A 25,944-nucleotide genomic window follows, 5' to 3' on the forward strand; every position below is an offset into this window, starting at 1 on the left:
TAGCACGGCTTGATGCAATTGGGTGTGGGATTAAACGAGTTTAGCGCGAACCAAACCGCTCACTTTACCCATATCTGCACGCCCTTGAATTTGTGGTTTCAGGATAGCCATCACTTTGCCCATGTCTTGCATACCTGAGGCTTCAGATTCCGTCATTGCATCTTCAATGAATGCCTTGATTTCTTCTTCAGTCAAAGGTTGAGGCATAAATTCCTCAAGGACAGTGATTTCTGCTGTTTCCACATCAGCGAGATCTTGACGATTCGCTGCTTCGTACTGCGCAACAGAGTCACGACGTTGTTTAACCATCTTAGTGAGCACAGCAATAATGTCGTCATCGTTCAGAGTGATCTGCTCGTCAACTTCTCGTTGCTTAATGGCTGAGAGGGCTAAACGAATAGTGCCAAGGCGCGCTTTGTCCTTGGCTTTCATCGCTAATTTTTGCTCTTCTTTGAGAGTGTCAATCAGAGCCATAACTGATTCCTTTTTGAGAGTCAGTTATTAGTACAGGCGAACGCGACGAGCGTTTTCACGAGCTAGCTTCTTAGCGTGACGCTTTTGAGCAGCTGCTTTAGCACGTTTGCGAACAGTAGTTGGTTTTTCGTAGTGCTCACGACGACGCACTTCAGAAAGGATACCTGCTTTTTCGCAAGAGCGCTTAAAACGACGTAGTGCTACGTCGAACGGTTCGTTTTCACGTACTTTAACTATTGGCATATGCCTTTCACCTCAGGGGTTAATTCGTTAACGCTGGCATTTTGTGACCAAAGTAACAAGATAATCTGTTAACTAGGACGAGAACCAGCTTGATCAAAAATGGTGCCGAATTTTAATCCGATCGCTATCCTTTTGTAAAGCACTTTGTTGTTTACTGTCTGCACAACATTTGTTTGTGGCGTGAAGGCGAGGTAACATGAGCACAATTTTGATTGATAGCAGACAGCGTGCTGAGAAGACTATGCGCATTATTGGAATTGAAACGTCTTGTGATGAAACAGGAATTGCGATTTATGACGACCAACAAGGCTTGTTGGCTCATAAGCTCTATAGCCAAGTTAAACTGCATGCCGATTATGGTGGTGTGGTTCCTGAACTTGCTTCGCGTGACCATGTAAAAAAAACCATTTCTTTAATTAAAGCCGCGATGGCTGAGGCGAATATCACCCCTGATGATATTGATGGTGTGGCTTATACTGCAGGGCCGGGTTTGGTGGGGGCCTTATTAGTTGGTGCAACCATTGGACGCAGTTTGGCTTACGCTTGGAATGTGCCTGCGGTAGCTGTTCATCATATGGAAGGGCATTTACTGGCTCCGATGTTGGAAGATAATCCGCCCCCATTTCCATTTGTCGCCGTATTGGTTTCTGGTGGACATTCCATGATGGTGGAAGTGAAAGGCATTGGTGATTATACCATTTTGGGTGAGTCGATTGATGATGCAGCGGGTGAGGCTTTTGATAAAACGGCTAAGTTGATGGGGCTTGATTACCCCGGTGGGCCATTATTAGCTCGCTTGGCTGAAAAAGGGACGCCAGGGCGTTTTAAATTTCCTCGTCCAATGACGGATCGCCCGGGGTTAGATATGAGTTTTTCTGGGCTAAAAACTTTCACAGCCAATACGATTGCGGCTAATGGAGAGGATGAACAAACGCGGGCGGATATTGCTTACGCTTTCCAAGAGGCGGTATGTGACACGTTAGTGATTAAGTGTAAACGTGCATTGGAGCAAACGGGAATGACGCGCATTGTGATTGCTGGTGGGGTGAGTGCTAACAAACAACTGCGTGAAGAATTGGCGAAGTTAGCGAAAAAAGTTGGGGGTGAAGTGTATTACCCTCGTACCGAATTTTGTACTGATAATGGTGCAATGATCGCTTATGCAGGTATGCAACGTTTAAAAAATGGCGATGTGACAGATCTCAGTATTGAAGCAAAACCTCGTTGGCCGATTGATCAACTTTCCGCAATTGTTTAATCATACGACGGTCACCTTTGGTGGCCGTATATTTTTCCTACCTAAATCGCTCTGCTAGCGGCAAAGATATTCATGTTGAATTTAAGGCGGGTGAGCAAGTCGACTAGCTTACTAAAACTAATCGTTAGAGGGTTTGCCTTCTCCCACTTTGGGCTCAGTACCAGTGAAAAGACGTTTAATGTTTTGCTGATGGCGAAGGACTATCAAACAGCAGAGCATGGCAACGGGTAAGGTATATTGTGGTTTGACCATCCAAGTGTAAAAAGGGGTCAAAAGGACGGTAATAAGAGCGGCCAGTGATGAGTAACGAAAAATGACGGCAACGGCTAACCACGTTGCTATGACCATTCCTGTTAAATCGAATCCAATGGGGGCGATGGCCCCTAATGCGGTAGCGACGCCTTTTCCACCTTTAAAATGAAAGAAGAGTGGGTACATATGACCAAGACAAGCCGCTATGCCCACTAAACCAAGCATTAATGGATCGATACTTAAGTAATATCCTCCCCAGACAGGAAGGGTTCCTTTTAGCATGTCACACAGTAAAACGGCTATTGCGGCTTTTTTCCCTCCAATACGTAAGACATTGGTCGCTCCTGGATTGTGTGAGCCGACTGCGCGAGGATCTGGTAAGCGTAGTACGCGACAAATCAACACCGCACTGGATATGGAACCCAGTAAATAGGCGCAAATGATCATAGTCAGTACCAATGGCGTCATAGAACCCTCAAATGGTGATTTTGCTAGGCGAGGTTTACAAGTCCTTGTTAACCAAGCTCAAAAATAAAAATTCTCACGTGAATTTCGCATCAAGAGGTGGTTTAGGTATATGATATCTCGATTAACCACAATAGTACGTTTTTTTACTCAATTTGGGTATCCGACCTGTAAAAAGGATGTAATACAACCATGGATAAAGTCTTTATCGAGCAGTTAACTGTGATCACCACCATTGGTGTTTATGATTGGGAACAAACCATTAAGCAAAAATTAATGCTCGATCTGGAGATGGCACACGATAATCGCCCAGCAGGAAAAAGTGATGATGTCGCAGAGGCATTAGATTATGCGCAAGTGAGCCAAGCGGTGATTGAACATATTGAACAGGGGCGATTCTTATTGGTGGAACGCGTGGCTGAAGAGGTCGCAGAGTTGATTATGCGCCGTTTTTCTGTTCCTTGGATACGCATTCGATTAACCAAGCCAGGTGCTGTTTCTCATGCTAAAGGGGTAGGTGTCGTCATTGAACGAGGGCAGGCATGATCACCAGCTACATTGGCATTGGTTCTAACCTTCAGAGGCATAAGCATATTGAAGCGGCTTGTCGTGAATTAGCACAAATCGGGGAGCAACTGCGGTTATCCACCATTTATGAGTGTGACTCGTTGGGGTTTGATAGCCATGCTTTTTATAACCTTGTGGTTGAGCTACACACTTCATTGTCTTTAGCGGCGCTGGTGAAAAAACTGCGTGAGATTGAACTGCGCTGGGGAAGAGCGGTCGAAGCAAAGAAGTTCCAAGACCGAACGTTAGATTTGGACTTGATTTTGTATGGTGATGTAGTCTCTGTTGACACTCCGATAATTCCACGATCAGACATTTATCACTACCCTTTTGTGATTCAACCTTTGTATGAATTGTGTCCACAGTTATCTATTCCTGGAGATGGACAAACGATTGAGCAGGTATGGCTTACTGCTTCAAATTTGTCATCACTTACGCCTGTTCCATTATGGTTTTCGATTAATCGTTAGTAGAGAAAAAAATGAATTATTTTGAAGCGTTTATGCTGGCTCTTATTCAAGGGTTAACAGAATTTTTGCCTATTTCCAGTTCTGCTCATTTAATTTTACCTTCGGCTATTTTAGGGTGGGAAGACCAAGGTTTAGCTTTTGATGTGGCGGTGCATGTCGGCACTCTGGCTGCGGTGGTGATATATTTTCGTCATGAAGTGGTGACACTGCTTCATGCTTTTACTCTTTCCATTTTTAAAGGTGATCGTAGTAAAGAAGCGAAATTGGCGTGGTTGATCGTTCTAGCTACGATTCCGGCGTGTATTTTGGGTTTATTAATGAAAGATATTGTTGAGCTATATCTACGCAGTGCGTGGGTTATCGCCATCACAACGATCATTTTTGGTTTACTGCTGTGGTTTGTGGATAAACGAGCGCGCTTAGTCAGTGATGAATATCAAGCTGGGTGGAAGCAAGCATTGTTTGTCGGATTGGCTCAAGCGTTGGCGATTATTCCCGGCACCTCGCGTTCAGGGGCAACCATTACGGCGGCTCTTTATCTTGGTTTCACCCGTGAAGCGGCGGCTCGTTTTTCTTTTCTGATGTCGATTCCTATTATTACGCTTGCAGGTGGCTACTTAGGCTTACAGTTAGTAGCGAGTGGTGAGCCGGTTGAGGTGAATTTTTTACTCACAGGCATTATCACTTCTTTTGTGAGTGCTTATCTGTGTATTTTCTTTTTTTTAAAACTGATTTCACGAATGGGAATGACCCCCTTTGTGATTTATCGGCTGATTTTAGGCGGGGGGTTGTTTCTTTTTCTGCTAAGCCAGTAAATGACGATATCATGACGAAGCAGGGTGTATGCTTACTCGCCTGAGTTTTGTGCTTATGGTATAAGTAGGCCATTTTCTTATTAAATAACGCCTACTGTGCTGCTGGTATGGTGCAGTCATGGCCCGTAAGTGTGGATGTGATGCGAGTATTTGCAATAACGTTATTGTTGTTATTTGGTTGGCTCCAATACCATTTATGGCTAGGAAAAAACGGGATTGCAGACTATCGATTAGTCGCCAGTGAAATCGTCGTTCAAGAGCAAGTGAACAGCAATTTACAGCAGAGAAATCAAGAAATGTTTGCGGAAATTGATGATTTGCGTCAAGGATTAGATGCCATTGAAGAGCGGGCTCGACATGAGCTGGGAATGGTGAAAGAAGGGGAAACTTTTTTTCGGGTCATCGGTGAGGAGTCGCGTTAATGACGACATTGATCACCGCCATTGTTCCGGCTGCAGGTGTTGGGAAACGTATGCAAGCTGATCGCCCTAAACAATATCTCATGCTAGGAGAGCACACCGTGCTTGAGCATACCGTTTCGGCTTTGCTGGCTCATCCTCGCATCGGTAATGTCGTGGTCGCTGTCAGTGAAGACGATCCTTATTTCTGCGCCCTTCCGCTGGCTCATCATCCAAGAGTGATTCGTACTAATGGTGGCAAAGAGCGAGCCGACTCAGTGCTGAATGCTTTGCGTTTAGTCAGCCAAAAAAAATTGAGTTCATGGGTGATGGTGCATGATGCAGCTCGCCCTTGTATTACCCAAGGTGATATTACTCAATTAATTGAGTGTGCTCAGTCTCATCCTGTCGGGGCGATTTTAGCTTCTCCTGTACGTGACACCATGAAACGAGGGAATCTAACCAATACGATTGAGCAGACGGTAGATAGAGAAGCACTTTGGCATGCCTTAACGCCGCAAATGTTCCCTGTTGAATCATTGTTGTCGGCACTGGAAAACGCCCTGACTGAGCAAGCTATCATTACTGATGAGGCTTCTGCATTAGAGTGGATAGGGCAAAAACCAGCATTAGTTTCTGGGCGTGCGGACAACATTAAAATTACCCAGCCTGAAGATCTCGCTCTCGCCGAGTTCTATTTAAATCGGAGTAAGGAAAAAAGATGATACGCATTGGTCATGGTTTTGATGTACATAAATTTGGGGGAGAGGGCCCGATAATGATTGGCGGCGTGGCCATTCCTTATGAACAAGGTCTTATTGCTCATTCCGATGGTGATGTTGCACTGCATGCGTTATGTGACGCTTTACTCGGTGCGATTGCAGCAGGCGATATTGGCCGCCACTTTCCAGATACGGATGAAGAGTGGAAAGGGGCAGACAGTCGTGTTTTGCTAAGAGATGTATATCAGCGTGTCAAACAACAAGGTTACCAATTAGGTAACGCTGACATCACCCTTTTAGCTCAAGCACCAAAAATGGCTCCGCACATTGATGCAATGTGTCGTACCATTAGTGAAGATTTACAAACTGAGCTTGGCAATATTAATGTCAAAGCCACTACGACTGAGCGTTTAGGGTTTACTGGGCGTAAAGAAGGCATAGCCTGTGAAGCGGTTGTTTTATTGGTTAAAGTCGAATAAATACTACTCACCCTGAGCTTACGCCTAAATAACGAGATTATTAAATGAGCGATCTTCTCTCCCCGTTGGCCTACTTGTGTGGTCAACCTATCGCAAAAGCAAAAATTAAAGCTGCCCCAGAGCATTTTAAAGTGGTTGAAGACTTAGGCTATGAGTTTTCTGGGCAAGGTGAACATGTCATGGTCTGTATTCGCAAAACAGGTGAAAATACCAGTTTTGTTGCCAATGAGTTGGCAAAGGCCTGTGGCGTCAAGTCTAAAGACGTGGGCTGGGCAGGCTTAAAAGATCGTCATGCTGTCACCGAGCAGTGGCTGAGTGTTTATCTTCCGGATGGAAAATTTCCTAATTTAGCGGCATTTGAAGCGCAATATCCCAGCATTGAAGTGCTAGCGATGACTCGGCATCACAAGAAACTGCGTCCAGGCGATCTACGTGGTAATCACTTTGAGTTGTTGTTGAGTGAAGTCAGTGACATGGACGAGGTCATGCGACGTTTACCCATTATTGCCCAACAAGGGGTTCCCAACTATTTTGGTCAACAGCGTTTTGGTCGAGATGGGAATAATGTTACGGAAGCGCGTCGTTGGGGGCGAGATAACGTTCGTTCTCGTAATCAAAATCAACGCAGCTTGTATCTCTCGGCGGCCCGTTCATGGATCTTCAACCATATTGTTTCTCAGCGAATTCAAGTCGGTTGCTTTGATCGCTTTATTGAAGGGGATATCGCTTTAAAAGAAGGACAAGCCATTTTGATCTCAGCTGAACAATTAGCCGAATTTAATCAGCAGCTTGCTCTGCAACAAGTGCAAGTTTCAGCGGCACTAGCTGGAGATAATGCTTTACCTACCGAAAAAGAAGCATTACTGATTGAGCAACGAGAGCTGGATGCTGAGCCTGAGCTCATGGCTTTAATTCGAGGTAATCGTATGCGTCATGAACGACGTGCGATTTCGCTTATTCCTCAACATTTCAGTTGGGAAGTTGAAGGCAATACCATCAAACTCAAATTTACGTTAGACGCGGGTAGTTTTGCTACTTCTATTATTCGTGAGTTAGTTGAAGAGATCCCCGTTGAACGAGTCTATGAGTAGAAAAAAACTAAAAGTATTACTAAGTAATGATGATGGAGTGTATGCCGAAGGGATACATGCTCTCGCATATGCTTTAGCGGATTTGGCGGAGATTGTGATTGTGGCTCCTGACCGGAATCGCTCTGGGGCATCAAACTCATTAACCTTAGATCAGCCATTACGAGTGACTAATATTGAACCGAATACGTATTCGGTGCAAGGCACGCCAACGGACTGTGTTCATTTTGCGCTCAATGAGTTACTCAAAGATGATTTACCTGATTTAGTGCTTAGTGGTATTAATCACGGAGCAAATCTTGGTGATGATGTACTGTATTCAGGCACTGTCGCGGCAGCAATGGAAGGGCATTTCTTAGGGGTTCAGTCGATAGCCTTTTCACTCGTCGGCAAGCGACATTTTGCTACAGCGGGAAAAATTGCTCGTCAATTGGTTTTGCAGCATTTGTCCTCTCCGATCCCGACGAATCGTTTAATTAATGTGAATATTCCCGATCTGCCATTTGAACAAGTTGAGGGAATTCAAGTCACTCGTTTAGGTGCGCGGCATCATGCTGAAAACATGATTAAGCAACAAGATCCTCGTGGTCATGCTATTTATTGGTTAGGTCCTCCAGGGCGGGAACAAGATGCCGGAAGAGGGACAGATTTTCATGCTGTGGAGCATAAATTGGTCTCCATTACGCCCATTTTGGTGGATCTTACGGCACATGAGTCTCTGACTGCGATGGCTGAGTGGGTGAAGGAATAAATCGATGGCAAACCCGAAAGCGGATAAATTAATTGAATTTTTAATCAGCCAAGGTATTGATGATCATCAAGTCTTGTCGGCTATTCATGCCTTGCCCCGTGAATGCTTTGTTTCTCAAGCCATGATGCATCAAGCGTATGATAATAACGCTTTACCTATCGGGCTTGGGCAAACCATCTCTCAGCCCTATATTGTAGCAAAAATGACCCAGATATTGGGGCTGACTCCGACTAGTCGAGTATTAGAAGTAGGAACGGGCTCGGGGTATCAAACGGCAATACTGGCTCAACTTGTGGATCATGTCTTTTCTATTGAGCGGATTAAAACGTTACAGTGGGAAGCCAAACGTCGTTTGAAACAACTGGATATTTATAATGTTTCCACCAAGCATGGCGATGGTTGGCAAGGTTGGTCTGCTAAAGCCCCTTTTGATGCCATTATCGTTACTGCGGCTGCACAAGAGATCCCGCAAGCACTGCTTGAACAGCTCAATGATGGTGGGCGTCTCGTTATCCCTGTTGGGGGAGATGAGCAGCAATTACTAAAAATTATTCGTCAAGGGGATACGTGGATAACGGATGTGGTCGAAATGGTGCGTTTTGTTCCTTTAGTGGCGGGTGAATTAGCATAATGATCAAGTTTCTGCTTCGATATGCTTGGATAGTAGGAGTGTGTGGCTTTATGTTAGGCTGCACATCGCTAACTCCTGCTCCTGTCTCGGGGCTGAATAAAGATTATAATTCCATCTCTAGAGGCAGCTATCGGGGGAGTTACTACGAAGTAAAGAAGGGGGATACGCTCTACTTTATATCTTATATTACAGACAAAGATGTTAATGATCTGATTCGTTACAACCAGTTGCAGCCTCCTTACACCATCCATCCAGGTCAGAAAATACGTCTCTGGATCCCAGCTTATACGCCTCCAGCTTATGGTGGTACTGGCGCTGGCGCTGCTGTTGTATCTACGTCTACTGCTCCTGCTCGTTCTAATACGGCAAGTGTGCCTGTCGTCTCTCCACCGACCCCGAGTACGAGTAAGAACTCTAATCCTGTATCAACGTCTCAAAATAATAAAAAAGTCCCTTCCTCTGTGAGCCAAACCGCAACAAAACCTATTGATCCGGAAAAAACAAAAGCGTATGTTGGTGGTGAAAGTAAAGAAAATGTTAATAACAAAACTGTAATTAAGTCGAAACAACCTAATGATAAGGTAGCTAAATGGTTGTGGCCAACGAAAGGAAGAGTCATTAAAAGCTTCTCGGCTGGTGATCAAGGAAATAAAGGGATTGATATAGCAGGGCAACGTGGTCAGCCTATTATTTCAACTGCCGCCGGAAGTGTTGTGTATTCAGGTAATGCCCTACGAGGCTATGGAAACCTGATTATTATCAAGCACAATGATCATTACTTAAGCGCTTATGCCCATAATGATCAACTGCTGGTAAAAGAAGGGCAAAGTATTAAAGCGGGTCAGAAAATTGCTACCATGGGGAGCTCAGGAACCAACAGTGTCCGTTTACACTTTGAAATTCGTTATCAAGGGAAACCTGTGAATCCACAACGCTATTTACCATAAACTAGTTAAGAGTGATATCTGACATTTGATGTTTTAATGTCTTGCTAGCTCGCCAGGGGAGGCGTTATGAGTATCAGCAATACAACAGTAACTAAAGTCGAAGATTTTGATTTTGACCCCGAGGTTTTCAATGCTCTAGAGTCTGACTCTGTGATTGAACAACCACCTACCCACACTAACCTCCGAGAAGAGTATGACGCATCAAGCAAAAGCTTAGATGCAACACAAATGTACCTAAGTGAAATCGGTTTTTCGCCTTTGCTGACGGCTGAAGAAGAAGTTCTCTACGCACGGCGAGCATTGCGGGGCGATGATGCCGCTCGTAAACGTATGATTGAAAGTAACCTACGGTTAGTGGTGAAAATTTCCCGCCGATACAGTAACCGAGGGCTCGCTTTATTGGATTTAATTGAAGAAGGTAACTTAGGGTTAATCCGAGCGGTAGAAAAATTTGATCCAGAACGTGGTTTTCGTTTTTCAACCTATGCGACTTGGTGGATTCGGCAAACGATAGAACGTGCATTGATGAACCAAACTCGTACGATCCGTCTACCCATTCATGTGGTTAAAGAGCTGAATATTTACTTACGTACAGCGCGTGAACTTTCCCAACGATTGGATCATGAACCGACCGCAGAAGAAATTGCGGCAGAACTGGATAAACCCGTGGATGATGTCAATAAAATGCTGCGCTTAAATGAACGTATTAGTTCGGTAGACACCCCCATTGGTGGGGATGGAGACAAAGCGTTGCTGGATATTTTACCGGATGCAAATAATTCTGATCCTGAATTTTCGATACAAGATGATGATATTAGAGATTCGCTGGTTAACTGGCTAGATGAACTTAATCCGAAACAAAAAGAGGTGCTTGCGCGGCGTTTCGGTTTACTGGGCTATGAACCATCAACTCTTGAAGAAGTTGGGAGAGAAATAAGCCTAACTCGTGAGCGAGTGAGGCAGATCCAAGTTGAGGGGCTGCGCCGTTTACGCGAAATCTTACTCAAACAAGGGTTGAATATGGAAGCTTTGTTTACTATTGAGAATGATGGATAACCACTTTCCCGCTATTCCCCCATTCAGGCACTCGTTGAGTGCCTGAATTCTTTGGATATTTTGCTACAGCATTTTCTTTAAACGATATAAAGCTTCTAGCGCTTGGCGAGGGGTTAGATCATCAGGGTCAATACTAGACAAGGCTTGTTCTACTTCACTGGGTTCAGGGATCAAACTCAGTTGATTGGCAATATCAACATGGGTTGCTTTTCTCTCTGATGGCAAACTCAGTTGTTCTAGCTGAGAGAGTTTGGCTCGAGCTTGTGTGATCACAGCCTTCGGAACTCCTGCTAAACCAGCAACCGCCAATCCATAGGATTTACTAGCGGCGCCTTCTTGTACGGCATGCATAAACGCGATGCTATCACCATGTTCAACCGCATCTAAATGAACATTGGCTAAATGCGGTAAACTATTGGGGAGCTCGGTTAACTCAAAGTAATGAGTAGCAAATAGGGTCAGAGCCCCAATTTTTTTTGCTAACCATTCCGCGCTTGCCCAGGCAAGTGACAGACCGTCATAGGTGCTGGTGCCTCGACCTATTTCATCCATCAATACAAGGCTACGCTGGGTTGCATTGTGCAAAATATTGGCAGTTTCTGTCATTTCAACCATAAAAGTAGAACGACCCGAGGCGAGATCATCGGATGCGCCAATACGAGTAAAAATACGATCCAGCACTCCAATTTGAGCAGATTCCGCGGGGACATAACTTCCAATATGTGCCATTAACGCAATTAAAGCTGTTTGACGCATATAGGTGGATTTTCCCCCCATATTGGGACCGGTAATGATTAACATTTTCCGCTGTGGGTGCAGCTCAACAGGGTTGGCAATAAAAGGAGCATCCATCACTTGTTCAACCACAGGGTGGCGACCGGCTTGAATATGTAGCCCTACTTCTTGGCTTAATGTTGGACGGCAGTAATCTAAACTTTCTGCTCTTTCCGCTAAGTTTTGTAACACATCTAACTGAGAGAGAGCAGAGGCTAAATTTTGCATACGCTCTAAATCAGGAAGTAAGAGATCGAATAATTCATCCCATAGCTGTTTTTCTAATGCCAGAGCTTTTGACTTGGAGTTCAATACTTTGTCTTCATGCTCTTTCAGCTCAGGAATGATATAACGTTCGGCATTTTTTAATGTTTGACGACGCACATAGTGTGGTGGCACCAAGTGGCTTTGCCCTCGGCTGACCTGAATATAAAAACCATGTACGTTGTTATAACCGACTTTGAGCGTATCAATACCGTGACGTTCACGCTCTTCGGCTTCTAACTGTTCAAGGTATTCGGTTGCTCCTGCCGCTAAGTTACGCCACTCATCCAATTCGGCATTGTATCCATCCGCTAGTACTCCACCATCTCGGATAACGACCGGAGGGTTATCTTTGATGGCTCGCTCAAGTAATTGACACAGCTCATCCATCGGCTGTGCATCTTGGCGAAGTTGTTGTAAATAAGGGAGTGAGAGCGAAGACAACCATTCATTGAGTTCTGGCAGCTGTTGTAGCGCATTACGTAGGCGAGCGAGATCGCGTGGCCGAGCCGAACGTAGGGCTAGACGAGCCAAAATCCGTTCAATATCACCAATTTGTTTGAGTATGGGGTGTAAATCGGCAAAAAGGGCTTGCTGCTTAATTTCACCAATGGCATCTAGTCGCTGATTTAAACTCTCGATACAGCGCATGGGTTGATGAATCCAGCGCTTGAGCATACGGCTACCCATTGGCGTTGCGCAATGATCTAAAATTTCTGCTAGCGTGTTGTCACTACTGCCCGATAAGTTTTGTGTGAGTTCCAAATTACGGCGAGTGGCGGCATCAAGAATCACGGACTGATCTTGGCTATCGAAAGTGAGCGAACGGATATGCGGCAGTGCGGTGCGCTGGGTATCTTTGACGTATTGAATTAAACATCCAGCGGCGCACAGCCCCAATTTGGCTTGTTCAACACCAAACCCGATTAAATCACGAGTGCCAAATTGTTGATTAAGCTGCTGTTTGGCGGTATCGAGTTCAAACTCCCATATTGGGCGGCGGCGATTGCCTTTTCGGTTTGCCATTAATTGAACGGGGGAAAAGTCTTCAGGAAACAGCAATTCTCTCGGAGAGGTGCGCTGCAATTCTGCCGTCATTGATTCGAATGATGCTGGCTCACAGAGTTGAAAACGACCTGAAGTTATGTCGAGAGTAGCATAACCAAATTTACCTTCTTGATGGTAAATGGCAGCAATCAGATTATCACTTCGTTCTGAAAGTAAGGCTTCATCGGTAATGGTGCCGGGAGTGACAATTCGTACCACCTTTCTTTCTACTGGGCCTTTGCTGGTGGCCGGATCGCCAATCTGCTCACAGATAGCCACTGATTCACCAAGATGAACCAGCTTGGCAAGGTAGCCTTCAACAGCATGATAGGGTACGCCTGCCATTGGAATGGGTTCACCTGCGGAAGCGCCACGTTTTGTCAGCGAAATATCCAACAGCTGTGAAGCTCGCTTGGCGTCATCGTAAAACAGTTCGTAAAAATCCCCCATGCGATAAAACAGTAAAATATCTGGGTTTTCTGCTTTGAGCTTCAGATATTGTCGCATCATCGGGGTGTGTTGTTGCTCAGACTCTACTGAAGAAGCGCTGGATATACTCATGTTATTTGTCACTCGGTTACCAAGTCGTGTTGCTGACAGTAAAAGCGTTTTCACTGTGAGAGAAAGCCGCTGGAGTAGTTGTGTTCCGATCTCGGGGTAATCTCTGATCCGAACTTGAAAATAGCTAGAGAGAATAACAAATTTCGCTATTGCTGAGCAATCAAGCCGTGCAGAAGAAAAGAAGAGTGGTCAAGAGATACCACTCTTGGGTCGATAATGGCGATTAAGAAAAGAGCCCGGAAGAGAGGTAGCGATCACCGCGATCGCAGATAATGGCGACGACGACAGAGCCAGGGTTTGCTTCGGCGACTTGTAGAGCAGCAAAAACGGCCCCTCCAGAACTTACTCCCGCACAGATCCCTTCTTGTGTGGCTAAGGCGCGAGCGGTATTGATTGCATCTTGTTCTTCAATATCGAGCACCACATCGACACGAGACTGCTCAAAAATGCCAGGGAGGTACTCTTTTGGCCAGCGACGGATCCCTGGAATTGCACTTCCCTCAGCCGGTTGAAGCCCGACAATGGTAATGTCAGGGTTTTGTGATTTTAAGTAGCGTGAGGTGCCCATGATGGTGCCCGTTGTCCCCATGCTTGAAACAAAGTGGGTGATTTTTCCTTGGCTTTGTTGCCAGATTTCCGGCCCTGTAGAATGAAAGTGAGCATCGGGATTATCGGGGTTATTAAATTGATCCAGTACCTTGCCTCTTCCTTCACTTTGCATCTGTAGGGCTAAATCTCTAGCACCTTCCATTCCCTGTTCTTTACTGACAAGGATCAGTTCACAACCATACGCTTGCATTGCATCTTTGCGCTCTTGGGTTGCATTATCCGGCATGATTAAAATCATTTTGTAACCTTTAATCGCCGCCGCCATAGCTAAAGCAATGCCGGTATTGCCACTGGTAGCTTCAATGAGGGTATCACCGGGTTGAATGTCGCCGCGGCGCTCTGCTTGTACGATCATGTTGAGAGCAGGGCGATCCTTGACAGAGCCAGCAGGGTTATTGCCTTCAAGTTTGACTAAGACTGTACTGGACGTCTGCGAGGTGAGCCGTTGTAAACGCACCAGAGGGGTTTGCCCGACATAGGCTTCGATAGTGGGAAAGTCAGCCACGTGCTTATCCTTAAAACAATGATGGGTGGATCCGTAATGGTGATGAAATAAACAGGTTGATTTCTATAGTACAAGGATGTCGATCAAAGGGGCATACAATTTATTGCTAGAGGTTATTCCAAAAAGTTCTAGTTATGCGCTTTGTTATAATTCATTTTCCCCATAATCTAGCGTTAAACAAGCCATGATGGCGCAGTGATTACGGAGTTGGAAAAATGAAAGTTATCAAGTCAGCGTTAGTAACGCTATTTATGGCGGGTTCTCTGAGTGTATCCGCCTCTGAGCAAACCATCCTTAATTCCTCTTATGACATTTCACGAGAGTTGTTTAGCGCATATAACCCATTATTTGTACAGCATTGGCAAGAAAAGACGGGCAAAAATATCGAGATTCGCCAATCGCATGGCGGTTCTTCTGCACAAGCACGTTCAATTCTACAAGGCTTATCTGCTGATGTTGTGACGTTTAATCAGGTGACAGATGTTCAAGTACTACATGATCGTGGCAATCTGATTGATGCGAATTGGCAGGATAAATTTCCCAATGCCAGCTCGCCTTATTACTCCACCACCGCTTTTTTAGTTCGTAAAGGAAATCCCAAAAATATTCAAGATTGGGGCGATTTGGTTAGATCAGATGTTTCATCGGTGTTTCCTAACCCTAAAACATCAGGTAATGCTCGTTATACCTATCTTGCTGCACTCGGTTATGCACAAAAAACCTTCGGAAAGCAGAATCAAGCTGAACAAGACGCCTTTTTAAGACAGTTTCTGGCAAATGTGGCAGTGTTTGATACTGGTGGCCGAGGGGCTACCACATCGTTTGTTGAACGAGGATTAGGGGATGTATTGATCACGTTTGAATCAGAGGTGAATAATATTAGAGAGCAATACGGTGTTGATGATTATCAGGTTGTTGTGCCTAAAACCTCAATTCTGGCTGAGTTTCCAGTAGCGGTTGTTGAACGAAATGCAAAACGAAAAGGAACCTATGAAGTTGCTTCAGAATACCTATCCTACTTATACAGTGAGGATGCTCAACGTCTGTTAGCTGGGTTTAACTACCGAATTCATCATGAAAAGATCAAGGCCGAATTTGCTGATCGTTTTCCTGAAGTTGAACTCCTGACCGTTGAAAATATTGTTGGTGGTTGGGATAACGCAATGAAAACACATTTTGCGAATGGGGCAAAGCTAGACCAACTGCAACGTCGTTAATAGATGATTGCCACTTGTTAACCAAGTGGCGAATTCATGTGTGATGGAGATTAGAGGGTTTATGGGTCATTCTCTCACTGCTGCCGCTGTTCGACCTAGACATAAAAGGGTCTTGCCTGGTTTTGGTATTAGCCTTGGCACATCGCTGTTTTTTATCAGCTTAATCTTACTGCTTCCTGCGAGTGGCTTGATTATGCAAACCAGCCAAATGTCATTGAGTGAATATTGGCAGGTGATTGCCGATCCTCGTGTGGTGGCCAGTTATAAAGTCACGGCTGGTACGGCGTTGATTGCTTCGCTTTTTAATGGGTTACTTGGCTTGCTATTAGCTTGGGTACTGGTTCGTTATGATTTTTATGGTAAACGAATTCTCGATGCTTTGGTGGATTTACCTTTTGCTCTACCGACCGCTGTGGCCGGAATTACGTTAGCAACACTCTATTCATCAAACGGTTGGGTCGGGAGTCTTCTTGAACCACTGGGAATTAAAATCGCGTATACCCCACTTGGTATTGTGTTAGCGATGGTTTTTACCAGTATTCCATTTGTAGTTCGTACCGTTCAGCCCGTATTAGAAGAAATATCTAAGGAAGAAGAAGAGGCAGGCATGACATTAGGTGCCTCAGATCGAGCCATCTTTTGGAAAGTGATTATGCCGTCTATTCGACCAGCCCTACTGGTTGGGGTGGCTTTATCCTTTACGCGCAGTTTAGGGGAGTTTGGCGCGGTCATTTTTATTGCAGGCAATATGCCTTATATCAGTGAAATTACGTCATTGATGATTTTTGTTCGTCTGCAAGAGTTCGATTTCCCTGCGGCCAGTGCCATTGCCTCGGTGGTGTTGATCACCTCTTTACTACTGCTGTTTGCCATTAACGTATGGCAAAGCGCGTATCTGCGTCGTATTCATGGACGTTAAGGAATAAAAAGATGAGTGGACATCAACCCCGACGTGTCGGTGAAAGCCCTTGGGTAAAATGGAGTTTGATTGCTCTGGCACTCTTTTGGGTGACCTTGCTGTTGATCATCCCATTAGTCAGTATCTTTCAGCAAGCATTTGCCAGTGGCATATCCCGTTATATCGAGAATTTGCTGGAACCGGATACTCGCCATGCGATTGGTTTAACATTACTGGTTGCCTTGCTTACTGTACCGATCAATTTGATCTTTGGCGTATTGTTGGCTTGGGCTGTGACACGCTTTGAATTTTCTGGTCGAAAAATCCTAGTGACATTAATTGATATTCCTTTTGCAGTCTCTCCCGTGGTCGCAGGGCTGTTGTATCTACTATTGTATGGCAGCAGTGGTTGGTTAGGCGCATGGTTATTTGAACGGGATTTACAAGTCATGTTTGCTTGGCCGGGGATTCTGCTGGTGACCATTTTTGTGACTTGTCCTTATGTGGCGCGTGAGCTGATCCCATTAATGCAACAGCAAGGGCGTTCTGATGAAGAGGCGGCGGTGATCTTAGGGGCATCGTGGTGGCAACTTTTTCGTCGAGTCACTCTACCGAATATTAAATGGGCCCTCATTTATGGCGTGATTCTAACCAATGCTCGAGCTATTGGTGAATTTGGGGCAGTGGCAGTTGTCTCGGGGAATATTCGTGGTGAAACGAATACCTTGCCACTGCATGTACAACTCCTTTATGAAGATTATCAATCAGAAGCAGCGTTTGCTAGCGCCTCATTATTAGCCTTTATCGCATTGTTGACCCTTATCTTTAAAGCTTATGTGGAATGGCGACAAGAGCGCAATCAAGTAAAAAATAACAGTGAGCAAGAGACGGTATGAGTATACGTTTAGATAATATCTCCAAAAACTTTGGTCAATTTCAAGCCCTCTCACCGCTCTCTTTACATATTGACGATGGAGAGATGGTCGGTCTGCTTGGACCATCAGGTTCAGGAAAAACGACGTTGTTGCGTATTATTGCCGGCCTAGAAGGGGCGGATAGCGGCACGATTCACTTTCGTGATCGAAATGTCACCAATGTGCATGTTCGTGAGCGTCGAGTCGGATTTGTCTTTCAAAATTATGCGCTCTTTCGTCATATGACGGTGGCGGATAATGTCGCTTTCGGTTTGCAAGTAATGGATAGACGCGAAAGACCGGCGGCAGCGATCATTACTCAACGAGTGAAACAACTACTAGAGATTGTTCAGTTAGGGCATCTTGCCGATCGTTATCCAGAGCAACTTTCGGGTGGTCAGAAGCAGCGTATTGCCCTAGCGAGGGCGTTAGCGACCAAACCTGAAGTGTTGTTGTTAGATGAACCCTTTGGGGCGTTAGATGCCAAAGTGCGTAAAGAGTTGCGCCGTTGGTTACGCAATCTGCATAATGAATTGGGTTTTACCAGTGTCTTTGTCACCCATGATCAAGATGAAGCTTTAGAGCTGTCAGATCGGGTGGTAGTAATGAGTAATGGGCGAATTGAGCAGATTGATTCTCCCGTACAACTTTATGCGCAGCCTAATAGCCGGTTTGTATTTGATTTCTTCGGTAATGTGAATGTGTTCCAAGCTGAGTGGCAAAATGAGCGATGGGCCAATGGTCAGGCGTTTATTTTACCGCCAAAAGAACAAGCCATTGACTACTCTGGTAAGCTATACGTTCGCAGCCATGAGTTAACGCTTTCTCGTAAGCCTAACAGTCAGGCATCGTTACCGTTTGAGGTCGTTTCTGTTAATCCGGTTGGTGCGGAAGTGCGTATTGAACTGGCTCCGGTCGGATGGAAAAGCGATGAACTTTGGGAAGCCAAATTAACTCATCGAGCATTAAGTGAGTACTCGATAACCCGTGGAGACCACACCTTTGCAACCCCCCAAGTCGGCTACTTTTTTGGTGAACAACAAAGTGCTCCTTATGTTATTCGCTGGCCATTCTTAGATCCTGACAGTTTGATGTTTGAGATTTAAACGCTTTTCGGTAATTTGAACATACAATGGGTACGATGATGTACCCATTGTATTTTCTCATCCTTCGAACTGTGGTAAGGGTATACGCCTAATCGGTATCCGTGGAGAAGAACATGACAACACTATTTTCGTTAAGCCAGCAAGTAGGGTTGCAATTATTACGAAGCCAACAAGTGCTAACCAGTGCCGAGTCGTGTACAGGAGGCGGGGTCGCTTTCGCTATCACGGACATTCCGGGCAGCTCTGCATGGTTTGAGCGTGCTTTTGTGACATACAGTAATGATGCGAAACAAGAGATGATAGGCGTTCAAAGTGAAACATTAGTTGAATTTGGCGCTGTTTCTGAGCCGGTGGTGCAAGAGATGGTACAAGGAGCACTGGCGCATTCACGAGCGACAATCGGGGTCGCGATCAGTGGAATTGCTGGCCCGGATGGTGGCAATGAAGAGAAGCCCGTCGGAACGGTTTGTTTTGCTTGGGCGGATACCAAAGGTTGGCAAAAAATTGAGACAAGGCATTTTTTGGGGGACCGAGCGCAAGTTCGCCAGCAAGCCATTATTCATGCTTTGCAAACCTTAGCAGATTATTTACCACGGCTCGGTTAACTTAATATTAAGCGCAATTTTTTTCATACAGGTCTAGACACTGTATGAATCAACAGTATAATGGGCGGCAACTTGACGATCCTGTCGACACACTATCTAAGCATTCACCGCTCACCATTTGGGTGACAGTCTGGAGAAAGTAATGGACGAGAATAAACAAAAAGCATTGGCCGCCGCGCTTGGTCAAATTGAAAAGCAATTCGGTAAAGGCTCGATCATGCGCCTCGGTGATAACCGAGCCATGGATGTTGAAACCATTTCAACGGGTTCTCTTTCTCTGGATATCGCATTAGGCGCGGGCGGTTTGCCAATGGGGCGAATCGTGGAAGTGTTTGGCCCTGAATCGTCAGGTAAAACTACATTAACCCTTGAATTGATTGCGTCTGCGCAGCGAGAAGGTAAAACGTGTGCCTTTATCGATGCAGAACACGCTCTCGATCCCGTTTATGCTCGCAAACTGGGGGTCAATATTGATGAGCTCCTTGTGTCTCAGCCAGATACCGGTGAACAAGCACTGGAAATATGTGATGCGTTAGCACGCTCTGGGGCTGTCGATGTTATCGTTGTTGACTCCGTGGCTGCATTAACACCAAAAGCTGAAATTGAAGGGGAAATGGGCGATAGCCATATGGGGCTACAGGCTCGTATGCTTTCCCAAGCGATGCGTAAATTAACGGGCAACCTCAAACAGTCTAACTGTATGTGTATCTTCATCAACCAGATTCGGATGAAAATTGGTGTGATGTTCGGTAACCCAGAAACCACAACCGGTGGTAACGCACTAAAATTTTATGCTTCGGTTCGTCTTGATATCCGCCGTACGGGTGCGATTAAAGAAGGAGATGAAGTTGTCGGGAATGAAACTCGTATTAAAGTGGTTAAAAATAAAATTGCGGCTCCGTTTAAAGAAGCGAATACCCAAATTATGTATGGCCAAGGTTTTAACCGTGAAGGTGAGCTCGTTGATCTGGGAGTGAAACATAAGCTGATTGAAAAAGCGGGCGCATGGTATAGCTATAACGGTGATAAAATAGGTCAAGGGAAAGCCAATGCTTGCAAATTCTTGCGTGAAAATCCTGAGTCAGCCAAAGCAATTGATAGCAAATTGCGCGAAATGTTGTTAAGCCCTGAACAAGTGGCAGTTGAAGAGCCAGAGTTCGGTATTGTGCCTGAGCAAGAAGAAGAGTTATAAGCGGTTCACTCAGTTTATCTGGCCCTGCATTGCAGGGCTTTTTTCTTATTGGAGCATTGGATGTTTTTTCACCCACCAAGAGAGGCTGGAACTAAGCCAAAGAGACGTTGCCAAGAGAATGCGTTAGGGTTATTGGCTCGCCGCGATCATAGTCAATATGAACTCTCGCAAAAGCTTCTGAGCAAAGGGTTTTCAAGCCGTGATGTTGAGCAAGCCATCTTATATTGCCAACAATATGGGTATGTCGATGATTTACGTTATACCTTCAGTGTTATTCGTCAGCATATAAGCAAGGGGCATGGTGAGAGGCGGATTCGTCAATCTTTACAACAAAACCGAGTGAGAGATGATGTTATTTCGACAGCTTTTACGCAAATAGATGTGGATTGGTTTGAACTAGCAAAACAGACGGCAGAGAAAAAATTTCATTCTTTGGTTGATATCGATAGAAAAGAGCAAGCAAAGCGGATTCGTTTTTTACAGTACCGTGGGTTTAGTTTTGAGCAAATCCAGTACGCGTTATCCGATCAAGGCCAGAATGAATCTGCTTGATGAATGTTTTTTCCAGTAAGCCATCTTACCTTCACTCATTTTTATCTCGGGCCTTTCAATTTCCTGCTTTTAATTAAGAAAACTAGTCGAAGTCTTATCCATGCTTTACAATAGCGCAAAATTCTAACTTGAGTTATTCAGGAAGAGCTGCATGTATATGAGCACCGATGAGGTTCGCCACGCGTTCCTCTCATTCTTTGAAAGTAAAGGGCACCAGATCGTTGATAGTTCATCATTGGTGCCTGCTAATGACCCGACCCTGTTATTTACCAACGCAGGGATGAACCAGTTTAAAGATTGTTTTCTTGGCTTAGAGAAACGCGCCTATACGCGTGCAACAACGGCCCAACGCTGTGTGCGTGCCGGGGGTAAGCATAACGATCTAGAAAATGTCGGCTTTACTGCTCGTCACCATACCTTTTTTGAAATGTTAGGTAACTTCAGTTTTGGTGACTATTTCAAAGAAGATGCAATTCAATATGCATGGGAGTTTCTAACTGAAGTGCTTCAGTTGCCAAAAGAGCGCTTACTTGTCACCGTGTATCAAACGGATGATGAAGCCTTTGATATCTGGCATCAAAACATCGGTATTCCACAAGATCGTATCATCCGTATCGGTGATAAACCCGGTGGTAAAGCGTATGAGTCTGACAACTTTTGGCAAATGGGGGATACAGGACCTTGTGGCCCTTGCACCGAGATCTTTTATGATCATGGCGAACATATTTGGGGTGGACCTCCTGGATCGGCAGAAGAAGATGGTGACCGTTTTATTGAAATCTGGAATGTGGTGTTTATGCAGTTTAATCGCCATGCCGACGGAAAGATGGAAGCTTTACCGAAACCTTCAGTTGATACAGGAATGGGCATTGAACGTATCTCAGCGATCACCCAAGGTGTGCACTCCAACTATGAGATCGACGTTTTCCAAACCTTGATAAAAGCTGCAGCGGAAGTGATTGGTTATCAAGATCTGACCAATCAATCATTGCGAGTGTTAGCTGACCATATTCGTTCGTGTGCTTTCTTGATCGTCGATGGCGTCATGCCTTCTAACGAAGGTCGTGGCTATGTATTACGCCGCATTATTCGCCGAGCGGTACGCCATGGTAATAAATTGGGCGCTCAAGGAGCCTTTTTCTACAAACTTGTCACCCCACTGATTGAAGTGATGGGCAGTGCTGGTAAAGAATTACATAAACAGCAAGCCTTGGTTGAGAAAATCCTTCGCATCGAAGAAGAAAACTTTGGCCGCACTCTTGATCGGGGAATGGCTATTCTTAATGAAGCATTAGATGGGTTAACCGGACAAGAGCTGGATGGTGAAACGGTCTTCAAGTTATACGATACTTACGGTTTTCCTGCCGATTTAACCAATGATGTGGCTCGTGAGCGTGGTTTTACCATTGATGAAGCGGGTTTTGAAACCGCAATGGAAGAGCAGCGTCAGCGTGCTCGTGAAGCAGGACACTTTGGTACAGACTACAACAGTTTGATTAAGGTTGAGGGCCAGTCTGAATTCTGTGGCTATCATGCGGTGCAAGAGAGCAGCCCAGTGCTCGCCATGTTCATTGATGGTGAAGAAGTCAGTGCTCTATCTGCTGGTGATAAGGCGATTGTCGTACTGGAGAAAACCCCATTTTATGCGGAATCCGGCGGCCAATGTGGTGATACTGGTGTATTAAAAACAGTATCAGGCATATTTAAAGTTGAAGACACACAGAAATTAGGTAATGCCATTGCTCATCATGGTTTGATGCAAGATGGTGTTATGGCCAAAGAAGATCACGTTGAAGCGATCGTTGATGCTAAACGCCGTACTGCGATTTCACTTAACCACTCTGCAACGCACTTATTGCATGCCGCCCTTCGCCAAGTGCTAGGCGAACATGTGGCTCAAAAAGGGTCGTTAGTGAGAGCGGAAGGGTTACGCTTTGACTTCTCTCACCTTGAAGCAATGACCGCTGCTGAAGTAAAAGAAGTTGAGCGCTTAGTTAATGCCGAGATTCGTCGTAACCATGTAATTGAAACAGCGATCATGGATATTGAGTCGGCGAAACAAAAAGGGGCGATGGCACTGTTCGGTGAAAAATATGATGATCAAGTGCGCGTCCTTTCAATGGGGGATTTTTCAACCGAATTATGTGGCGGTATTCATGCCTCACATACGGGTGATATTGGCTTGTTTAAGATTCTTTCTGAAGGTGGGATCGCAGCTGGAATCCGCCGCATTGAAGCGGTGACCGGTGAAACCGCATTGGATGCTTTAGATACACAGCAACATAAATTTGAAGAAAAACTCTCAGAAGCGGCACAAAAAGCGAAGCAGTTAGAGAAAGAGATTCAACATCTGAAAGATAAATTAGCCTCGCAAGCGAGTGCCAGTTTAACGAATAGCGTTAAAGAGATCTCGGGCGTTAAAGTTCTCGTTGCTCAGTTAGAAGGGGCTGATAATAAAGCTCTACGCGGTATGGTTGATGAACTGAAAAATCAACTAGGTAGCGGTATTATCATGCTGGGTAATGTTGAGGATGATAAAGTGGGTCTAATCGCGGGTGTGACCAAAGATTTAACCGCAAAAATCAAAGCGGGTGAATTGGTGAACATGGTTGCATTGCAAGTCGGCGGTAAGGGCGGTGGTCGCCCTGATATGGCCCAAGCCGGAGGGAGTGATGCAAAAGCATTACCTTCGGCCTTAGCCTCCGTTGAGGCTTGGATTGCTGAACGTCTATAAAAAATAGTGATAAATTACGCTCAATCAATTATCTTTTGATTGAGCGTAATTTTATGTAGTTAACCAAGTGGTGTAATTGGTGTTATTTTAAGCATAACCCATTATCTACTTGGTTTTGTCGTTTATACAGCTTACTGAATAATCAACTGGTTGTTTATTGAGTAAGTCAATAAGACTCTGTCTTGGGAAGGTGAATACTGGTGAAAAAGCCCCTTATCGTGCAAAAGTTTGGTGGAACGTCGGTAGGTTCGATTGAGAGAATGCATACCGTGGCCGAACACATCATTAGAGCGAAGAATGATGGTAATCAAGTTGTTGTGGTTGTTTCTGCTATGGCAGGGGAAACCAATCGATTGTTAGGTTTGGCTAAGCAAATCGATTGTGTCCCCAATGCAAGGGAACTGGATGTTTTGCTTTCTGCTGGTGAACAAGTTTCGATGGCTTTACTAGCGATGACCTTAAATAAATTAGGTTATCCAGCCCGTTCTCTTACCGGGACGCAAGCCAACATTGTGACGGATAGCCAGCATAATGAGGCCACGATTCAATCCATTGACACTCAAGCTATCAGTGAATTATTAGAACAAGAGATCATTGTTATCATTGCCGGCTTTCAAGGTGTCAATAAAAATGGGGATATTACCACATTAGGTCGTGGGGGCTCAGATACCAGCGCTGTCGCATTAGCGGGGGCATTAAAAGCTGATGAATGCCAAATTTTTACCGATGTGGATGGTGTGTATACCTGTGATCCTCGTATTGTTTCATCGGCCAAAAAATTAGAGGTGATAGACTTTCCTTCCATGGAAGAGATGGCTCGTAAAGGTGCGAAAGTCTTGCACTTACCGTGTGTTCAATTTGCTTGGAAAAATCAAGTACCATTAAGAGTATTGTCTACCTTCGATATTAATCCGGGCAGTTTAATCAAAGGCGATCACAGTACACAGAATATTTGCGGCATTGCAATTCAACGAGAGATGTTGTTAGTTCGGGTGGAGCAGGGCGATGTATCCATGATAACTAAACAGTGTCACATGTTGGGTATTGAACTGTGGAATGTGATCGAGGAAGCAGAATGGACGGCTGTAGTGATAAAACAGGATGCTTATGCGAAGTTGGATCTGGTGTTCAACGATAAAATCCGCAATAGTGAGCCTGTGAGCTTGCTAACCACTGTTGGGCTGCAAGCCCCTACCTTGATAGAGCATTCACGCACATTATTGGCCGAACAGGACATTGATGTGCATTATGTTTCTACAGGCTCACAATCACTAATGTTAATGCTTGCGCCGCACAAGGTAGATAATGCGGCTAATATTTTGCACAAGGCTTATATTAATTCGGATACTTCGCTGGCATTTCAGGCTAAACAGGCGTTTTTAGGCTGATTTAGATGTAATAAAGTTTACTGAAATATGACTTTTAGTGGATAATAGCGTAGTTGCAAGATAATACAGAGATTACTCAAGGAGCAAAGAATGCTAATTTTGACTCGCCGCGTTGGCGAAACACTGATGATCGGTGATGAAGTAACCGTCACTGTTTTGGGCGTAAAAGGTAACCAAGTACGGATTGGTGTTAACGCTCCAAAAGAAGTATCTGTACACCGTGAAGAAATTTACATGCGCATTCAAGCTGAAAAAGGTAATGGTAACGTTGCACCTGGCAACTACTAATTATCGAGATAAGGCTGGCGTTGACCAGCCTTATTTATTTTTAATGCTCATTAAGAACCTCAGTGTTATTGGCCTTTAAAACTGGTTAAATCGACGGTGTTAAAGGGAAAGGGTAAAAACTCGACGCTTTGGTTAAATAGCCAACGGTTAACGTTTTTTTTAAATCTTTTGCCAAGAAAGTGTTTGACATATTTTTGGTAAATCGTAATATGTGCCTCCGCAAGACGGTGAGGTGGCCGAGAGGCTGAAGGCGCTCCCCTGCTAAGGGAGTATACGGTTTATAGCCGTATCGAGGGTTCGAATCCCTCCCTCACCGCCATTCTTGCGGTGCTTATATTGTTAAGCAATAGCGCGTCCTTAGCTCAGCTGGATAGAGTACCTGGCTACGAACCAGGCGGTCGGAGGTTCGAATCCTCCAGGACGCGCCATATTATATTGAAACATGTCTGTGGTGAGGTGGCCGAGAGGCTGAAGGCGCTCCCCTGCTAAGGGAGTATACGGTTTATAGCCGTATCGAGGGTTCGAATCCCTCCCTCACCGCCATTTGTTGGCCTTTGGTCAACTTTTTTGTTTCAAAATAGTAACGTGTGATGTATTTCACATTCTGCGCGCTCATAGCTCAGCTGGATAGAGTACCTGGCTACGAACCAGGCGGTCGGAGGTTCGAATCCTCC

At 45.0% G+C, this 25,944-nt stretch carries 27 protein-coding genes and 3 tRNA genes; 25 read left to right on the forward strand and 5 right to left on the reverse strand.

Features of this window, described 5'->3' with window-relative positions:
- Window positions 1-30: 30 nt before the first annotated feature.
- A complete protein-coding gene (locus B5D54_RS14820; RefSeq protein WP_078927340.1) occupies window positions 31-474 on the reverse strand; it encodes a GatB/YqeY domain-containing protein in 444 nt (147 codons plus the stop codon).
- A 27-nt stretch (window positions 475-501) separates the two neighbouring features.
- Window positions 502-717 carry a 30S ribosomal protein S21 gene (gene rpsU / locus B5D54_RS14825; protein WP_004396009.1) on the reverse strand — a complete coding sequence of 72 codons (216 nt, stop codon included), beginning with the start codon at window positions 715-717 and terminating at the stop codon, window positions 502-504.
- 241 nt (window positions 718-958) lie between these two features.
- Between rpsU and tsaD the strand changes: the two genes are divergently transcribed.
- A complete protein-coding gene (gene tsaD, locus B5D54_RS14830; RefSeq protein WP_078927363.1) occupies window positions 959-1,975 on the forward strand; it encodes a tRNA (adenosine(37)-N6)-threonylcarbamoyltransferase complex transferase subunit TsaD in 1,017 nt (338 codons plus the stop codon).
- A gap of 117 nt (window positions 1,976-2,092) precedes the next feature.
- On the opposite strand, the gene plsY is transcribed toward tsaD, so the two are convergent.
- The gene (gene plsY / locus B5D54_RS14835; protein ID WP_078927341.1) at window positions 2,093-2,695 is read right to left on the reverse strand and encodes a glycerol-3-phosphate 1-O-acyltransferase PlsY; all 603 of its coding nucleotides are present in this window, start codon (window positions 2,693-2,695) and stop codon (window positions 2,093-2,095) included.
- Between the two features lie 189 nt (window positions 2,696-2,884).
- Between plsY and folB the strand changes: the two genes are divergently transcribed.
- The 11 genes from folB (at window position 2,885) to rpoS (ending at window position 10,616) form a co-directional block, all read left to right on the forward strand.
- Entirely contained in the window at window positions 2,885-3,238 is a 354-nt protein-coding gene (gene folB, locus B5D54_RS14840) for a bifunctional dihydroneopterin aldolase/7,8-dihydroneopterin epimerase (RefSeq protein WP_078927342.1), read from the forward strand.
- Complete coding sequence (folK, locus tag B5D54_RS14845) at window positions 3,235-3,729, forward strand: 2-amino-4-hydroxy-6-hydroxymethyldihydropteridine diphosphokinase (protein WP_078927343.1); 495 nt, start codon at window positions 3,235-3,237, stop codon at window positions 3,727-3,729. Before folB ends, folK begins: the two co-directional genes overlap by 4 nt.
- 11 nt (window positions 3,730-3,740) lie before the next feature.
- Window positions 3,741-4,544, forward strand: a complete 804-nt coding sequence (locus tag B5D54_RS14850; RefSeq protein ID WP_078927344.1) for an undecaprenyl-diphosphate phosphatase — start codon at window positions 3,741-3,743, stop codon at window positions 4,542-4,544.
- 140 nt (window positions 4,545-4,684) lie between these two features.
- Window positions 4,685-4,966 carry a cell division protein FtsB gene (gene ftsB / locus B5D54_RS14855; RefSeq protein WP_078927364.1) on the forward strand — a complete coding sequence of 94 codons (282 nt, stop codon included), beginning with the start codon at window positions 4,685-4,687 and terminating at the stop codon, window positions 4,964-4,966.
- On the forward strand, window positions 4,966-5,667 hold the full coding sequence (ispD, locus tag B5D54_RS14860; RefSeq protein ID WP_078927345.1) for a 2-C-methyl-D-erythritol 4-phosphate cytidylyltransferase: 702 nt from the start codon (window positions 4,966-4,968) through the stop codon (window positions 5,665-5,667). The genes ftsB and ispD overlap by 1 nt, the downstream gene beginning before the upstream one ends.
- Complete coding sequence (ispF, locus tag B5D54_RS14865) at window positions 5,664-6,143, forward strand: 2-C-methyl-D-erythritol 2,4-cyclodiphosphate synthase (RefSeq protein ID WP_078927346.1); 480 nt, start codon at window positions 5,664-5,666, stop codon at window positions 6,141-6,143. Before ispD ends, ispF begins: the two co-directional genes overlap by 4 nt.
- A gap of 44 nt (window positions 6,144-6,187) precedes the next feature.
- Entirely contained in the window at window positions 6,188-7,234 is a 1,047-nt protein-coding gene (gene truD / locus B5D54_RS14870; protein WP_078927347.1) for a tRNA pseudouridine(13) synthase TruD, read from the forward strand.
- Complete coding sequence (gene surE, locus B5D54_RS14875; protein WP_078927348.1) at window positions 7,227-7,982, forward strand: 5'/3'-nucleotidase SurE; 756 nt, start codon at window positions 7,227-7,229, stop codon at window positions 7,980-7,982. Before truD ends, surE begins: the two co-directional genes overlap by 8 nt.
- A gap of 4 nt (window positions 7,983-7,986) precedes the next feature.
- The gene (locus B5D54_RS14880; protein ID WP_078927349.1) at window positions 7,987-8,613 is read left to right on the forward strand and encodes a protein-L-isoaspartate(D-aspartate) O-methyltransferase; all 627 of its coding nucleotides are present in this window, start codon (window positions 7,987-7,989) and stop codon (window positions 8,611-8,613) included.
- Window positions 8,614-8,663: 50 nt separating this feature from the next.
- Window positions 8,664-9,560: a murein hydrolase activator NlpD gene (gene nlpD, locus B5D54_RS14885; RefSeq protein WP_422398704.1), complete on the forward strand. Its 897-nt coding sequence runs from the start codon at window positions 8,664-8,666 to the stop codon at window positions 9,558-9,560.
- Window positions 9,561-9,626: 66 nt separating this feature from the next.
- On the forward strand, window positions 9,627-10,616 hold the full coding sequence (gene rpoS / locus B5D54_RS14890; RefSeq protein ID WP_078927351.1) for an RNA polymerase sigma factor RpoS: 990 nt from the start codon (window positions 9,627-9,629) through the stop codon (window positions 10,614-10,616).
- A 63-nt stretch (window positions 10,617-10,679) separates the two neighbouring features.
- Here the strand turns inward: rpoS and mutS are convergent, their stop codons facing one another.
- A complete protein-coding gene (gene mutS, locus B5D54_RS14895) occupies window positions 10,680-13,262 on the reverse strand; it encodes a DNA mismatch repair protein MutS (protein WP_078927352.1) in 2,583 nt (860 codons plus the stop codon).
- Window positions 13,263-13,485: 223 nt separating this feature from the next.
- Window positions 13,486-14,376 (reverse strand): cysteine synthase CysM, encoded by an 891-nt coding sequence (gene cysM, locus B5D54_RS14900; RefSeq protein WP_078927353.1) that lies wholly within the window; start codon window positions 14,374-14,376, stop codon window positions 13,486-13,488.
- Window positions 14,377-14,591: 215 nt separating this feature from the next.
- Between cysM and cysP the strand changes: the two genes are divergently transcribed.
- The 13 genes from cysP to B5D54_RS14965 all read left to right on the forward strand — a co-directional run bounded on the left by cysP (window position 14,592) and on the right by B5D54_RS14965 (window position 25,813).
- Window positions 14,592-15,593 (forward strand): thiosulfate ABC transporter substrate-binding protein CysP, encoded by a 1,002-nt coding sequence (cysP, locus tag B5D54_RS14905; protein WP_078927354.1) that lies wholly within the window; start codon window positions 14,592-14,594, stop codon window positions 15,591-15,593.
- Window positions 15,594-15,654: 61 nt separating this feature from the next.
- Entirely contained in the window at window positions 15,655-16,512 is an 858-nt protein-coding gene (gene cysT / locus B5D54_RS14910; RefSeq protein ID WP_078927355.1) for a sulfate/thiosulfate ABC transporter permease CysT, read from the forward strand.
- An 11-nt stretch (window positions 16,513-16,523) separates the two neighbouring features.
- A complete protein-coding gene (gene cysW / locus B5D54_RS14915; RefSeq protein WP_078927356.1) occupies window positions 16,524-17,387 on the forward strand; it encodes a sulfate ABC transporter permease subunit CysW in 864 nt (287 codons plus the stop codon).
- Window positions 17,384-18,511 carry a sulfate/molybdate ABC transporter ATP-binding protein gene (locus tag B5D54_RS14920; protein WP_078927357.1) on the forward strand — a complete coding sequence of 376 codons (1,128 nt, stop codon included), beginning with the start codon at window positions 17,384-17,386 and terminating at the stop codon, window positions 18,509-18,511. The genes cysW and B5D54_RS14920 overlap by 4 nt, the downstream gene beginning before the upstream one ends.
- A gap of 113 nt (window positions 18,512-18,624) precedes the next feature.
- Window positions 18,625-19,116, forward strand: coding sequence for a nicotinamide-nucleotide amidase (gene pncC / locus B5D54_RS14925; RefSeq protein ID WP_078927358.1), 492 nt, complete (start codon window positions 18,625-18,627; stop codon window positions 19,114-19,116).
- Window positions 19,117-19,258: 142 nt separating this feature from the next.
- Entirely contained in the window at window positions 19,259-20,308 is a 1,050-nt protein-coding gene (gene recA / locus B5D54_RS14930; protein WP_078927359.1) for a recombinase RecA, read from the forward strand.
- A 60-nt stretch (window positions 20,309-20,368) separates the two neighbouring features.
- Entirely contained in the window at window positions 20,369-20,860 is a 492-nt protein-coding gene (gene recX / locus B5D54_RS14935; protein WP_078927360.1) for a recombination regulator RecX, read from the forward strand.
- Between the two features lie 151 nt (window positions 20,861-21,011).
- A complete protein-coding gene (gene alaS, locus B5D54_RS14940; protein ID WP_078927361.1) occupies window positions 21,012-23,594 on the forward strand; it encodes an alanine--tRNA ligase in 2,583 nt (860 codons plus the stop codon).
- A 200-nt stretch (window positions 23,595-23,794) separates the two neighbouring features.
- Complete coding sequence (locus B5D54_RS14945; protein WP_078927362.1) at window positions 23,795-24,982, forward strand: aspartate kinase; 1,188 nt, start codon at window positions 23,795-23,797, stop codon at window positions 24,980-24,982.
- Between the two features lie 90 nt (window positions 24,983-25,072).
- On the forward strand, window positions 25,073-25,270 hold the full coding sequence (gene csrA / locus B5D54_RS14950) for a carbon storage regulator CsrA (RefSeq protein WP_009847619.1): 198 nt from the start codon (window positions 25,073-25,075) through the stop codon (window positions 25,268-25,270).
- Between the two features lie 226 nt (window positions 25,271-25,496).
- A tRNA-Ser gene (locus B5D54_RS14955) sits at window positions 25,497-25,589 on the forward strand.
- A gap of 32 nt (window positions 25,590-25,621) precedes the next feature.
- A tRNA-Arg gene (locus B5D54_RS14960) sits at window positions 25,622-25,698 on the forward strand.
- 22 nt (window positions 25,699-25,720) lie between these two features.
- Window positions 25,721-25,813: transfer RNA gene (locus B5D54_RS14965), tRNA-Ser, on the forward strand.
- The last annotated feature ends 131 nt before the right edge of the window (window positions 25,814-25,944 follow it).

Source organism: Vibrio cincinnatiensis DSM 19608, from assembly GCF_900167345.1.
Classification (GTDB): domain Bacteria; phylum Pseudomonadota; class Gammaproteobacteria; order Enterobacterales; family Vibrionaceae; genus Vibrio; species Vibrio cincinnatiensis.